The sequence below is a fragment of the Actinomycetospora sp. NBRC 106378 genome, from assembly GCF_030269685.1.
In the GTDB taxonomy this organism is placed as follows: domain Bacteria; phylum Actinomycetota; class Actinomycetes; order Mycobacteriales; family Pseudonocardiaceae; genus Actinomycetospora.
In genome coordinates this window covers 163,077-175,543 of the sequence record NZ_BSTT01000004.1, presented here as the reverse complement: position 1 = coordinate 175,543, position 12,467 = coordinate 163,077, and the positions used below count along the sequence as shown (strand labels likewise).

Genomic DNA, 12,467 nt, shown 5'->3' with positions numbered 1-12,467 from the left:
CTTCTACAAGAGCCCGCCGGTCTGTAAATTGACCGGCGTGACCTTCCGGCGCGCACGCAGCGACGACCAGCGCGAGGAGCGGCGCCGGTCGGTCCTCAGGACCCTGGCCGGGATGCTCGCCGAGATGCCGGTGTCCGAGATCAGCCTCAACGAGCTGGCGCGACGGGTCGGGCTCGCGAAGTCGAACGTGCTCCGCTACGTCGAGTCGCGCGAGGCGGCCCTGCTCGCCCTGCTCCGGGAACGGCTCGCGGAGTGGGTCGACGCGCTGGACGCGGCCCCACCGGCCGTCGGGACCCCGCGGGCGCGGATCGACGCCCTCGCCGACCTCCTCGCGACCACCCTCACCGAGCGCCCGGTGCTCGGTGACCTGCTCGCCACGCAGTCCGCGGTGCTCGAGCGCAACGTCTCGACCGAGGTGGCGCTCGAGCACAAGCGCGGGCTGCGCGACCTCGGGCTCCGGCTGGGCGGGATCGTCCGGCGGCACGTCGGCGAGCTCGGCGACGACGACGCGTTCCGGGTCGGCGCCGCCGGCCTGCTCTGCGCGGGCACCGTGTTCAGCGCCTGCCGCCCGACCCCGGCGATGGCCGCCGTCTACGACCACGACCCGACGCTCGCGGCGATGCGGGTCGAGCTGCCGGACACGCTGCGCGAGCTGCTCGCCGTCCTCCTCAGCGGGCTGGTGGCCCGCGCCTGACGACGCGCGTCACCAGAGCCCGGGCGACTCCTCCTGCCGTCGGCTGTGGCGGCCGCGCGGGACCTTGCCCGACGCCGGGTCGGGCCGGCTCGGCGACAGGGCCGACAACGCCGGGCCGGCCGGGGGCTGCTCGGCGGTCGGGAGGTCGACGGCCGTGGCCGCCGTCGGCGCGGTGGGCGCCTCGGCGGGCGCCACGACCCGCAGCCAGTCCCCGTCGGCGTCCGCCTCGTAGGGCGTGTCGCGCCGGCGGGCCATGACCCCGGGCAGCCCCTGCTCCCGGACCCCGGCGAGCAGCGCGGGCCCGTCGTCGTAGACCGGGGAGACCTGGATGCGCCCGACCTCGTCGAGGCTCAGCCGCCCCAGGGTGGCCCGGCGCTCGTCGAGCGGGCGCGCGGCGAGCGGGACGCCGTAGAGCCGCAGGACGTCGTAGACCATGAGGATGGCCGGCCGGGCCCGGGCGAGCGTGCGGGCCTTGCGCGGGTCGGCGCGGCGCAGCCGGTCGAACAGGGCGAGCGACGACGGCTGGCCCGCGTCGAGCAGCACCGCCTCGCCGTCGAAGAGCCCGTCGGGCACCACGTCGGCCAGCGGCGCGAACTCCGGGAAGCGCGCCGTGACGTCGTCGCCCTCGAGCGTGCGCAGGCACAGCACGCCGTCCTCGACGTCGGCGAGCAGCCGGATGCCGCTCCAGTCCACCTCGTAGGACCACTCCGGGCCCACGGGCAGCCGCCCCGGCACCGGCTGCATGGGCCGGATGCCGGCTCCGCGCACGCCGACGTCCTGCATGCCCGACATCGTGCCCGGTGGGTCCGACACTCTCGTCCCCGACACCCCGGAACGCGACACTGGGCGGGTGCGCGACGAGCGGGAGACCGGAGGGCGGTGGCGGCGCCACCAGCGGCACGAGCACCGCGCGCCCGACCCTGCGCTCGCACCGTGGGTCGACCACCTCTGGGCCGTCACGTGGGACTACGCCACGCCCTACGCGCAGAAGGTCCCGCCGTCGGTGTCGGTCCACCTCACCGCCCGCGAGGGCGCCCCGCCGCACTGGCACGGGGTGACGACCCGCCACCGCACCCGCGGGCTCTCCGGCCGGGGCGGCGTGGTCGGCGCGGCGCTGCGGCCCGGCCTGGCCCGCGACCTCCTCGGGGGACCCGTGGCCCGCTGGACCGACGCCTCGGTGCCCGCCGGCGGGCCCGCGGGCATCGTCACCCTCGACGCCCTCGTCGACTGGCTCGCCGACCGCCTCCCCGCCGCCCCGGCCCCGGCCGCCCTGGAGGCGGCCGCCGCCGTCGGGATCGCCCGTGACGAGCCGGCGCTGGTCCGTGTGGAGGACCTCGCCGACCGGTGCGGGACCCACCTCCGCCGCCTGCAGCGGCTGTTCGCCGAGCACGTCGGCGTCGGCCCGAAGTGGGTCCTGCGCCGGTTCCGGCTCCGCGAGGTGACCGACCGCATGGCCGCCGGGCGCCCGATCGACTGGGCCGGGCTCGCGCACGAGCTCGGCTACGCCGACCAGTCCCACCTCGTCCGGGACGTCACCGGGCTGCTCGGCGAGACCCCGACCGCGTACGCCGCGCGCTACCCGCCCGCGGAAATCCTGTGAGGCGGCACGCGTGTGGGGCATCCTGGGGTCCGAGCACCGGTGACGCCCGGTGACGGACGAGAGGAGCCGTGCGATGCGCGCGATCTGGAGCGGCGCAGTGTCGTTCGGACTGGTCAACGTCCCGGTCCGGCTCTACGCCGCGACGTCGAACCACGACATCCGCTTCCACCAGGTGCACGAGATCGACGGCGGACGCATCCGCCAGAAGCGCACGTGCTCGGTCTGCGGCGAGGAGGTGGCCTACTCCGAGATCGCGAAGGGTTACGAGACCGACGACGGGCAGCTGATCATGCTCGACGACGACGACCTCGCCACCCTGCCCACCGCGACCGGCCACGAGATCGACGTCGTGCAGTTCGTCCCCGCCGACCAGGTCGATCCGCTGCTGCTCGACAAGAGCTACTACCTCGAGCCCGAGAACAAGGCCCTCAAGCCCTACTCGCTGCTCCGCGAGGCCCTGCGCGAGACCGACCGGATGGCGGTGGTGAAGGTCGCGCTGCGCCAGCGGGAGACCCTGGCGCTGCTCCGGGTCCGGGAGAACGCGATCGTGCTCCAGACGATGCTCTGGCCGGACGAGGTCCGCGAGGCCGAGTTCCCGGTGCTGGACAACGACGTGGAGGTCCGCCCGCAGGAGATGGCGATGGCGTCGTCGCTCATCGACTCGCTGTCCGGCGACTTCGAGGTCGACGGGTTCGAGGACGAGTACCGCAAGGCCGTCGGCGAGCTCATCGAGTACAAGCGCGAGCACGGGGGCGGTCGTCCGACGCCGGAGGAGGCCCCGGCCGAGGACACCGACGACATGACCGACCTGCTCACCGCGCTGCGCCGCTCCGTGGAGGCCGCGGGCGGGAAGGCGGCGGAGCCGTCGTCGTCGGCGGAGCAGCCGGACGCCGCTCCCGCGGAGGAGCCGGCGGAGAAGAAGCCGACCCGGAAGAAGTCGTCGGGCACGAAGTCCGAGGACGGCTCGTCGTCGGGGACGAAGAAGAGCTCCACCTCCCGCTCGCGCCGGAAGAAGTCCGACGACGACCCGGCGGAGAAGGAGAAGGCGAGCTAGACGCCGAGGGTCACACCACGCAGGCCTCCGAGCCCCGGGCCCAGCCTCACGTCACCCTCGCGATCCGGCGTCCGGCCGGGCCCGACGGTATGACGCTCCCGGCCTCGGGTGCACGCCCCGGCTGCCCGCACCCGGGAATGGTCAGGAGGCCCGGACGTAGGCGTCCCGGTTCGGGACGTCGTACCCCTGGTCCTCGATCGCCTCGACGACGGCGCCGAGCTGCAGCTCGTCGTCGTGCTCGACCCGGACCACGCGGTTCTCGAGGTCGACGTCGATGCCCTCCACCCCGTCGATCGGCGAGAGCGCGCCCTCGATCGCGGCGCGGCAGTGGTCGCAGTGGATCTCGGGAACCGACAGCGTCGTCGTGGCCATGAGGTGTCCTTCCGAACATCGGGGTGGTCGCCCGCGACGGTGCCACGCCCGCCCCCGCCGCGTGGCGCCCACCCCGGGGGCGTTTCGTCGGGCGAGCGCCGGGGATCCCGGCCCTGTCCGTCGGCCGTCGCGCCGACCGTTACCCCCCAAGGGTATCCCACCTGCTGTTTCAAGGAGTGTCGTATCGCCATGGCCACATCGGACCGCCCGCTCGAGGGCCGCACCATCGGGTTCCTCGCCGCCAAGGAGGGCACCGAGCAGGTCGAGCTCACCGAGCCCTGGAAGGCCGTCGAGAACGCCGGCGGGACGCCCGTGCTGATCTCGGAGACGCCGGGTTCCATCCAGGCCTTCAACCACCTCGACAAGGGCGACCGCTTCGACGTCGACGCCGTGGTCAGCCAGGTCAAGACCGACAACTACGACGGGTTCGTCCTGCCCGGCGGCGTGGCCAACCCCGACCTGCTGCGCACGATCCCGAACTTCGTGCGCCTCGTCGGCGAGGCCTTCTCCGTCGGCCTGCCGGTCGCCGCGATCTGCCACGCGCCGTGGCTGCTCATCGAGGCCGACGTGGTGCGCGGCCGACGGATGACGTCGTTCCCCAGCCTCGCCACCGACCTGCGCAACGCGGGCGCCGAGTGGGTCGACGAGGAGGTCGTCGTCGACCACGGGCTGATCACCAGCCGCAACCCCGACGACCTGCCCGCCTTCTGCTCGACGCTGGTGGAGGAGTTCGCCAAGGCCGAGAGGGTGGCCGAGATCCACGCACCCGAGGTGCGCTGAACCACGCCGGTCGGGGCGACGGACGTCCCGCGACAGCCGGGCCATCGCCCCGACCACACGTGACGAACGGGATACTCCACCCATGCCTCGACGCCGAGCACGCGTCCTGATCCTGTCCGCCCTGGCCGCGAGCCTCGCGCTCACGGCGTGCAGCACCCAGACCTCCCCGGCTCCGCAGACGCCCGCCCCGACGTCGTCGCCGAGCGTCGCGCCGACCACCGGGCTCCTCGTCCCCGGCGTCCCCACCGAGGGCACGCGCCCCGACACGACGAACCTGTCGCCGGCGGCGGAGCCCGAGTCGGCCCCCGTGCCGACCACCACCCCACCCGGGCGCCAGGTCCAGGTCGGGCAGGCCCCGGAGGGCGTCGTGGTCGACCCGGTGACCCGGACGGTCGCGGTGGCCACCCGCAACCCGAACTCCCTGGTCCTGCTCGACGCCGACACGGGCGCGATCCGCACCCGCACGCCCCTGCCCGGGTTCGTCCGGCACCTGCAGCTGGCGGCGCCGGGCGGGCCGATCCTGGTGCCGGTCGAGAGCGCCAACGCGCTGGTCCGGGTGAACCTGCCCGGCGGTCAGGCCGACGCGCCGCTGTTCGTCGGCACCGTCCCGCACGACGCGACCGAGGCGCCCAACGGCACCGTCCTGACCGCCGACGAGCTCGGCGGCACGGTCTCGGCCGTCCGCGGCGACCGCGTGGTGAAGATGTTCACCGACGCCGTGCAGCCCGCCGGTCTCGCCCCGGTCGGCGACCTCGTCGGGCTGATCGACGTCCGCAAGGACGACCTGACGATCTACAACGTGAACACGCTGAACATCGTCGGCAGCGCCCCGTCCGGTGCCGGCCCGACCCACCTCGTCGCCGACCGGCACGGCCGCATGATCGCCACCGACACCCGCGGCAACCAGGTGCTGGTGTTCCAGCCGAACGCGAGCGGCCCGCCCACCCAGGTCGGCGCCGTGCCGCAGCCCGGCGGCCCCTACGGCATCACCTACGACCCGGTGCGCGACCGCGTCTACGTGGCCTCCTCGGGCACCAACGAGGTGATCGGCTACGACATGACGAACCCGCAGCCCCGCGAGGTGGCGCGCGTCGCGACCGCCCAGGGGCCGTACACGCTCGGCGTCGACCCCACGTCCGGTCGGCTCTACATCGCGAGCGTGAACACCGGAGTGATCCAGATCGTCGACGCGCCCTAGGGACGGTCGCCGTGGGGCCACCGGCCCCACGGCGACCGGGTCACGAGGCGGCGGCCACCTGGGCCCGCTCCCCGGCCGCCGCGAGGACGATCTCCGCGACGTCGCCGTCGGGATCGGTCGGCCAGGGTGAGAGCGGAGAGGTCCGGGAGATGCCGTCGAGCACCTCGGCGAGCGCCTCCGGCGTCGTCGGCCACGGGGCGAGGCCGGCGTCGGCCAGCACCGTCGCGTTGGCCCGCCCGTGCCCCGGGATCGGGCAGTAGGTCACGGCCGGCAGGTTCGCGACGAGGGCCTCGGTCACCGAGAGGCCACCCGCGTTGTGCAGCAGGACGTCGCAGGCGCCCATCAGCGCGGGCACGTCGTCCCGCCAGCCGAGGGCCGTGACCCGGGGCATCGCGTCGAGCTCGGCCTGCAGCCCGGTGTTGCGGCCGCACAGCACCACCACGTGCGACGCCGGGTTGGTCAGCGCCGCCGACACGAGCGACGGCACGTCCCCGAGCCCCAGCGAGCCCGCGCTGATGAGCACGGCGGTCTCGTCGTCCCGCAGGCCGAGCGACGCGCGGGTCTCGGCGCGGTCGGCGTCGGTGTGCGCGCGGGAGAAGGCGGGGCCGACGAGCGGGCCCGCCGGGCGCACCTGCACCCCGTACATGGCGTCGGCCGCCGCCGCGCACGCGCTGGTCACCGACAGGTGCGTGTCGACGCCGGGATGGAGCCACATGCGGTGCGGGGCCGGGTCGGTGAGGTAGCTGATCACCGGCACGCCGATGCGGCCCGCGGCGCGCATGCGGCCCAGCGTCTGGCAGGACAGCGGGAACGTCGACACCACGACGTCGGCGTCCCGGGTCCACCGGCGCACGGTGCGCTCGGAGAAGGTGAGAAAGGTCAGGATGATGCCGCGGACGTCCCAGCGGTGCTCGAGCGCGTAGAAGAGCCAGTCGAAGAAGCGCGGCAGCCGGTTGACCGTGAAGCCGTACCCGTCACCGATGATGACCTGGCCGTAGCGCGGCAGGGCGTCCAGGTAGTCGTGGACGTCGACGACGGCACCGCGGGCCCGCAGGCGCGCCGCGAGCTCGTAGGCGGCCCGGTCGTGCCCCGCGCCCACGCGCGCGGTCAGGACGACGACGCGGGGGGAACGGTCGGGGCGGGGGTCCTCGGTCGGGCGGTTCCGCCGCAGGACCCGTAGGTGCCGGGGACGACGCAGGGGGCGACGTCGGCCATGGGTCGACCTCGGGACGCCGAGTGCGGTCATCGGTCGGAGGGCTCCTCTCGGGCGTGACGACGGCCGGGGGCCGGGTCGGTACGACCCACCGACGATCGTCCGGGTGCCGTGACCCGCCCGTGAACCTACTGTGACCCACGGTGGACCTCGACGCGGGACTCATGATCGGCGCGTCCGGAGGACGGACGATGAGGCGCGGGTGAAGCGTCGCGGAAGGACACGGGTGGGGGTGAACGGGAGCCGCCGCTCGTGTGAACGGCACACCCGGACGGGTGCGCCCCCTCCGCGGTCGGGAGACTGGGCGGCGTGACGGGCCCGCCGACCGACCGTGCCACGCGGCTGCTGATCGTCTCCGGGGAGATCGGTGAGGGTCACGCGGCGGTCGCCCGTGCGGTGGCGACGATCGTCGCGCGGGACCGCCCGGACTGCGACATCCGGCTCGCGGAGGCGTTCGCGCGGATGGGCCACGGCTCCGGGCCGGTGTTCCGCTGGCTGTTCGAGTTCGCGGTGCAGTGGACGCCCGTCCTGCAGGAGGCCTGGTACGCGGCCGTGACGCACCTGCGCCCGGTGCGCTGGTTCTACCGCGAGGTCATGGGCGCCTGGGTCGCCCGCGCGCTCGCCGCGGACCTCGAGGGTCCGCACGCCCGCCTGGCGGCGGACGGCGCTCCGGACGTCGTCGTCTCGACCCACCAGCTCGCAACGGCGGGTCTGGCCTGGCTGCGCCGCCGTGGCCGGCTCGAGGCCCGCGTCGTCGCGGCGATCTGCGACTTCGCGCCGCACGCCTACTGGACCTACCCCGGCGTCGACGAGTACCTGGTCCTCGACGACCTCGCGGCCGCCCCGACGCGGGTCATGGACCCCGGGGCCGGGGTCACGGTGCGCTCGGCGCTCGTCGGGGCCCCCTTCACGCCCGTCCCCGACGAGGAGGCCCGCGCGGCCCGCGAGCGCCTCGGGCTCCCGGCGGACGCGCTCGTCGTCGTCGTGACGGCGGGCTCACTCGGCCTGGGCGGGGTCGCCGGCGCGGTGCGGGCGGCGCTCGCGGCCGACCCGCGCTGCCACGTGGTGGCGCTGTGCGGCCGCGACGAGCGGGCGCGGCGCCGGCTGCGGGACCTCCAGGACCGCGTGGGTTCCGCGCGGCTGCGGGTACCCGGGTGGGTGGACGACGTCCCGACGCTCCTCGCCGCCGCCGACGTGGTCGTCAACAACTCCGGCGGCGCGACCGCCCAGGAGGCGCTCGCGTGCGGGCGCACCCTCGTGCTCTACCAGCCGCTGCCCGGGCACGGGCGTGACTCCGCCCGGCTGCTGGGACGCGCCGGCCTCGCCCGCACCTGCCGTCGGCCCCGGGACCTGACCCGGCTGCTGCGGGGCTGGCTCGCGGACCCGGCCGACCTGCGCGCCGCACACGCCCGGGCCGCCGCCTGGTCCCGTCGTCAGGCCGGCGTCGACCTCGCCGCCGTGCTCAAGCTCCCCACCGTGGAGAAGATGCCGTGACCGTCGCGATCGCCCTGCTCGCCGCCCTGGTCGGCGCCGCGGGGATCTCCACCGGCACCGTGCTCCAGCAGCGCGCCGGGCAGGAGATCGACGAACCGGGCTCCACCCGGGAACTGCTCGCCCGCGTGCTGCGTCGGCGCCGATGGTGGGCCGGGCAGGCCGTGATCGTGGTCGGGTTCGGCTCGTACGCCTACGCCCTGCACCTCGGCCCGGTCGCGCTGGTGCAGCCCGTCCTCGTCACCGGCCTCGTGTTCGGCACGATCGCGTCCGCCGCCCTGGCCGGCCGCCGCCTGGACCGCCGGTTGCTCGGGGCGTCGGTGGTCTGCGTCCTCGGGCTCGCCGCCTTCCTCACCATCGCCCATCCGCAGGCACCCGCCGTCATGCCGACCCCCGCCGTCGGGCCGCTCGTGGCGGTGGGGCTGATCGCCGGGTTCGTGGGTGTGCTGGGGCTGCGCGGCGACGGCTGGTCGGAGCCGCTGCGCGCGACGCTGCTCGCCCTCGCGACCGGCGGCTTCTACGGGCTCACCGCGACGCTCTTCGCCACCGCGCTGGCCGCCTCGAACCTCGTCGTCGCCGTAGTCTCCTGGCCCTTCGCGGCGGCGTTGGTCACCTCGCTGTGCGGCTGGACGTTCTCGCAGCGCGCCCTGCACCTCGGCCGCCTCAACGCGCCGGTCAACGCCGTCATCGGCACCACCGACCCGGCCGTGGCGGTCACCCTGGGCGTGCTGGTCCTCGGCGAGTGGGTCCGGACGACGCCGCTGGCGCTGGTCGGTCAGGTGCTCGCCGCGGCCGTGGTGGTGGCGGGCACCGTCGCGATCACCCGGCAGAGCGCGGCGCTGCTCGACACCGATCGCGCCGCGTCGGGCGAGCGCGCCCCGGCCTGGGGCTGAGCATGTCCTGGGACACGCTCAACGCCGTGCTGCCGATCGCGCTCATCGTGCTCGGCTGCACCGTGCTGGCGATCCTGTTCGCGCGGGACCGCTGACCCCCCGCTCGTGACAGAAAAGCCCTATCGGCGTGCTCCGTTGAACTGCTGTCGTCCAGTGGCAGGAACGACGCATCGTCACGACCCCGCGGTGACCAGGTCCGGCGGGATGTCGTCGCCGCTGCGCAGGGCGTCCCAGAGGCGCGGCGCGTTCGTCCTGTCCCACACCACGGCGCCGGAGACCGACGTCGAGGGCCGGACCGGCACCGTCGTCGTGACCCCGCCCGAGCCGACGGAGTGCATCGCCCAGCCGAGGCCCGCGAGGTGCCAGACGTGGGTCGACTCGTCGACGGTCAACGTGCGCACCGCCGCCGTCGCGAAGGGGACCGACGCGAACGGGTCGGCCAGCGTCAGCGGGCTCGCCGCCGTGGACATGAGGGCGGACAGGAACGCCCGCTGGTTCTGCACGCGTTGCAGGTCGGCGTTGGGGAACGCCCGGGTGCGGACGTAGCCGAGGGCGTTCGGCCCGTCGAGCTCCTGGCAGCCCGCGGGCAGGTCGATGCCGGCCTTCGGGTCGTCGATCGGGTCGTCGAGGCACATCTCGACCCCGCCGACGGCGTCCACCATCGACGCGAACCCCTCGAACCCGATCTCGGCGTAGTGGTCGATCCGCAGGCCCGTGGACTGCTCGACGGTGCGCGCCAGGAGCTGCGGACCGCCTGACGAGTAGGCCGAGTTCAGGCGGGCGGTGGTGCCGTCGACCTCCACGAGCGAGTCCCGGGGCAGGCTGACGATCGAGGTCTGCCCGCCGAACGACCCGACGTGGACGATCATCATCGTGTCGGTCCGGTTGCCGTCCGCCTCGCCGGTCGAGAGCTGCTGCTCCTGCGCCGACGAGAGCCCGGCGCGGCTGTCGGAGCCGACGAGCAGCCAGTTCGTGCCGGAGCCCGACGCCGGACGACCGGCGTACGAGGACAGGGCCTCGGTCCGCGTCATCTGCGTGTCGAGGTAGATGCCGAACCCGACGACGAGCAGCAGGAGCACCCCGAGCAGCGCTGCGATCCGGCGTCCCCACCGTCCCTTCCGGACGGCGGGTCGCGGCGGCCGTGCCGGCGCGTTCCCGACGGCGGGTGGGGGGCCGACGCGGGTCGGCTGCGGTGGCATCGGCTGCGGTGGCATCGGCTGCGGTGGCATCGGCTGCGGTGGCAACGGACGCCCGACGCGTGGGGGTGGTCCCGGCGGTGGTCCCGGCGGCGGGCCCTGCGGCGGCAGGGCGAACCCGCCGGGGCGCGGCGGTCGGGGGCCCGGCGGGCCCGGGACTGGAGCCATCGCACGTCTCCCTCGCTGCTCGGCTCCCCCGCCTCCGGTCACCGGCGCAGGAGGGACGCCGGGAGATACCGGACGCCGCGTTGGTTCCGGGACCATATCCATCCGGGACGTGACGACTGCATCCGGGACACGACGTCCGGATCACCCACCCGTTGCCTCGTGTCACCTGACCGGACCACCGCCAGGTGCACGCCAGGCATCCCGACGAGGCCCCGACCGTGCCTGGGGCACCACTCGCGACGTCGACCCGGAGATGATGCGGCCCGTGTACCTCGAGAACGTCGTCCAGGACACCCGCGACCCGGGCACGGCCGGCCGGTTCTGGGCCGCCGCGCTCGGCCTGACCGTGCTCACCGACGAGCCCGACGCGTTCGAGGCCCGCCTGGAGCTCGGCACGGCGGGCTACCTCGACCTGTGCTTCCCGCGGGTGTCCGATCCCTCGCCGTCGCCCGCGCGACTCCACCTCGACCTGCTCGGGGGCGCCGAGCGGCAGGCCGTCGCCGACCGGCTGACCGGACTCGGCGCGCACCCGGTCGACATCGGTCAGGGCGACGTCGGATGGACGGTGCTCGCCGACCCCGCGGACGAGCCGTTCTGCGTCATGGAGGACCGCGCCGCCTACCGCGACACCGGTCCGATCGCCGCGCTCCCGTTCGACAGCGCCGACCCGGAGCGCGACGCCGCGTTCTGGGCGGCGCTCACGGGCTGGACACCGACGACCGGCACCCCCGGCCTGCTGAGCCTGCGTCACCCGTCGGGGGTCGGGCCGCTGCTCGAGCTCTGCCCAGAGCCGACCCCGAAGCGGGGGAAGAACCGGATGCACCTCGACGTCCGGGCCGAACGCGCCGACGGCGACCCGGGACCGCGGGTGCGCGACCTCGGCGCCCGGCTCCTCGAGGACCCGGAGCTGCCGTGGACGGTGTGGGCCGACCCGTCGGGCAACGAGTTCTGCGTGCTCGACGCCCGCTGAGCGCGCGGCGAGGTGCACACCAGGCATCCCCGCGGGCCCGGCGGCATGCCCCACGTGACCCTCGGCGTACCGAGCTCGCCACCAGCGAGCGCGAGGTGCACACCAGGCATCCCCGCGGGCTCGGCGGCATGCCCCACGTGACCCTCGCGGCCCGACGTGCTCGGCTACCGGTCCAGGACGGCGACACCCAGCTCGGTCACGGTGTCCCCGAGCGCGAGGATGGCGTCGGCCATCGACGAGGCCGGCACGTCCGCCGACTCGACGGCCTCGAGGACCAGCTCGTTGATCCCGCCGACGAGGGCCTGCGCGACCCCGGCGGAGAGCTCCCGCCCGCCGGCCGCGGCGAGCGCCACCAGGCCGTCGGCGAAGCGGCGCATCACCTCGCGGCGTACCGCGAGCCCCGCGGGCCCGGCCGAGCCGACCTCGGTGAGCATCGCGCGGGTCAGCAGCGGGTGCTCGGCCATGGCCGCGAGGTACGCGCCGGTGACGCCCGCGATCTCCTCGCGGACCCCCAGCCCGGTCCCGACCGACGAGGCGGCGGCCTCGGCGATGCGGTGCAGCGGGGCTTCGGCGACGACGCGGTAGGTCGCGAGCAGGCACTCCTCGCGGTCGGCGAAGTGCTGGTAGAAGGTCCGCTTCGACACGCGGGCCCGGGCGACGACGTCGGTGACGGTCACGCTCGCGTAGCCCTGTTCGGCGAGGAGCTCACCCATCGCGGCGATCAGCCGGTCGCGGTGGTCCGGTCCGGGAGCGGTGCCGGTGCGGATCGCGACCACGACCGGGTGGTCGCCGGAACCCGTCGTGTGCGCGCTCACAGTCACTGGCCTATGGTACCAGC

At 74.9% G+C, this 12,467-nt stretch carries 13 protein-coding genes; 8 read left to right on the top strand and 5 right to left on the bottom strand.

What is annotated here, in order from left to right; genetic code table 11:
* The first annotated feature begins 37 nt into the window (after nt 1–37).
* A complete protein-coding gene (locus tag QSK00_RS12305) occupies nt 38–694 on the top strand; it encodes a TetR/AcrR family transcriptional regulator (RefSeq protein WP_285590979.1) in 657 nt (218 codons plus the stop codon).
* Between the two features lie 9 nt (nt 695–703).
* On the opposite strand, the gene QSK00_RS12300 is transcribed toward QSK00_RS12305, so the two are convergent.
* Nucleotides 704–1,477 carry an ATP-dependent DNA ligase gene (locus QSK00_RS12300; protein WP_285590977.1) on the bottom strand — a complete coding sequence of 258 codons (774 nt, stop codon included), beginning with the start codon at nt 1,475–1,477 and terminating at the stop codon, nt 704–706.
* A 67-nt stretch (nt 1,478–1,544) separates the two neighbouring features.
* On the opposite strand from QSK00_RS12300, the gene QSK00_RS12295 reads away from it, so the two are divergent.
* Together QSK00_RS12295 and ku are read left to right on the top strand one after the other, a co-directional pair.
* Nucleotides 1,545–2,294 (top strand): DUF6597 domain-containing transcriptional factor, encoded by a 750-nt coding sequence (locus QSK00_RS12295; RefSeq protein WP_285590975.1) that lies wholly within the window; start codon nt 1,545–1,547, stop codon nt 2,292–2,294.
* Nucleotides 2,295–2,367: 73 nt separating this feature from the next.
* The gene (gene ku / locus QSK00_RS12290; protein ID WP_285590974.1) at nt 2,368–3,348 is read left to right on the top strand and encodes a non-homologous end joining protein Ku; all 981 of its coding nucleotides are present in this window, start codon (nt 2,368–2,370) and stop codon (nt 3,346–3,348) included.
* A 141-nt stretch (nt 3,349–3,489) separates the two neighbouring features.
* Here ku and QSK00_RS12285 read toward each other — a convergent pair whose 3' ends face one another.
* Entirely contained in the window at nt 3,490–3,720 is a 231-nt protein-coding gene (locus QSK00_RS12285) for a heavy-metal-associated domain-containing protein (RefSeq protein WP_285590973.1), read from the bottom strand.
* A gap of 189 nt (nt 3,721–3,909) precedes the next feature.
* Between QSK00_RS12285 and QSK00_RS12280 the strand changes: the two genes are divergently transcribed.
* Together QSK00_RS12280 and QSK00_RS12275 are read left to right on the top strand one after the other, a co-directional pair.
* Nucleotides 3,910–4,500: a type 1 glutamine amidotransferase domain-containing protein gene (locus tag QSK00_RS12280; RefSeq protein ID WP_285590972.1), complete on the top strand. Its 591-nt coding sequence runs from the start codon at nt 3,910–3,912 to the stop codon at nt 4,498–4,500.
* Between the two features lie 82 nt (nt 4,501–4,582).
* Complete coding sequence (locus tag QSK00_RS12275) at nt 4,583–5,698, top strand: YncE family protein (RefSeq protein ID WP_285590971.1); 1,116 nt, start codon at nt 4,583–4,585, stop codon at nt 5,696–5,698.
* Between the two features lie 40 nt (nt 5,699–5,738).
* On the opposite strand, the gene QSK00_RS12270 is transcribed toward QSK00_RS12275, so the two are convergent.
* On the bottom strand, nt 5,739–6,944 hold the full coding sequence (locus QSK00_RS12270) for an MGDG synthase family glycosyltransferase (protein WP_285590970.1): 1,206 nt from the start codon (nt 6,942–6,944) through the stop codon (nt 5,739–5,741).
* Between the two features lie 276 nt (nt 6,945–7,220).
* Here QSK00_RS12270 and QSK00_RS12265 point away from each other — a divergent pair, with 276 nt between their 5' ends.
* Entirely contained in the window at nt 7,221–8,405 is a 1,185-nt protein-coding gene (locus QSK00_RS12265; protein WP_285590967.1) for an MGDG synthase family glycosyltransferase, read from the top strand.
* Nucleotides 8,402–9,295: a DMT family transporter gene (locus tag QSK00_RS12260; RefSeq protein ID WP_285590966.1), complete on the top strand. Its 894-nt coding sequence runs from the start codon at nt 8,402–8,404 to the stop codon at nt 9,293–9,295. Before QSK00_RS12265 ends, QSK00_RS12260 begins: the two co-directional genes overlap by 4 nt.
* A gap of 173 nt (nt 9,296–9,468) precedes the next feature.
* On the opposite strand, the gene QSK00_RS12255 is transcribed toward QSK00_RS12260, so the two are convergent.
* Nucleotides 9,469–10,374, bottom strand: coding sequence for an LCP family protein (locus QSK00_RS12255; RefSeq protein WP_285590964.1), 906 nt, complete (start codon nt 10,372–10,374; stop codon nt 9,469–9,471).
* A 541-nt stretch (nt 10,375–10,915) separates the two neighbouring features.
* On the opposite strand from QSK00_RS12255, the gene QSK00_RS12250 reads away from it, so the two are divergent.
* The gene (locus tag QSK00_RS12250) at nt 10,916–11,629 is read left to right on the top strand and encodes a VOC family protein (protein ID WP_285591431.1); all 714 of its coding nucleotides are present in this window, start codon (nt 10,916–10,918) and stop codon (nt 11,627–11,629) included.
* A gap of 164 nt (nt 11,630–11,793) precedes the next feature.
* Here QSK00_RS12250 and QSK00_RS12245 read toward each other — a convergent pair whose 3' ends face one another.
* A complete protein-coding gene (locus tag QSK00_RS12245) occupies nt 11,794–12,450 on the bottom strand; it encodes a TetR/AcrR family transcriptional regulator (protein ID WP_285590962.1) in 657 nt (218 codons plus the stop codon).
* Between the last annotated feature and the right edge of the window lie 17 nt (nt 12,451–12,467).

Excerpts from the sequence above, each read along its gene's own strand:
- QSK00_RS12300 (WP_285590977.1), bottom strand. The coding sequence starts at position 1,477 with ATGCAGGACGTCGGCGTGCGCGGAGCCGGCATCCGGCCCATGCAGCCG.
- ku (WP_285590974.1), top strand. The coding sequence starts at position 2,368 with ATGCGCGCGATCTGGAGCGGCGCAGTGTCGTTCGGACTGGTCAACGTC.
- QSK00_RS12285 (WP_285590973.1), bottom strand. The coding sequence starts at position 3,720 with ATGGCCACGACGACGCTGTCGGTTCCCGAGATCCACTGCGACCACTGC.
- QSK00_RS12280 (WP_285590972.1), top strand. The coding sequence starts at position 3,910 with ATGGCCACATCGGACCGCCCGCTCGAGGGCCGCACCATCGGGTTCCTC.
- QSK00_RS12275 (WP_285590971.1), top strand. The coding sequence starts at position 4,583 with ATGCCTCGACGCCGAGCACGCGTCCTGATCCTGTCCGCCCTGGCCGCG.
- QSK00_RS12270 (WP_285590970.1), bottom strand. The coding sequence starts at position 6,944 with ATGACCGCACTCGGCGTCCCGAGGTCGACCCATGGCCGACGTCGCCCC.
- QSK00_RS12250 (WP_285591431.1), top strand. The coding sequence starts at position 10,916 with ATGCGGCCCGTGTACCTCGAGAACGTCGTCCAGGACACCCGCGACCCG.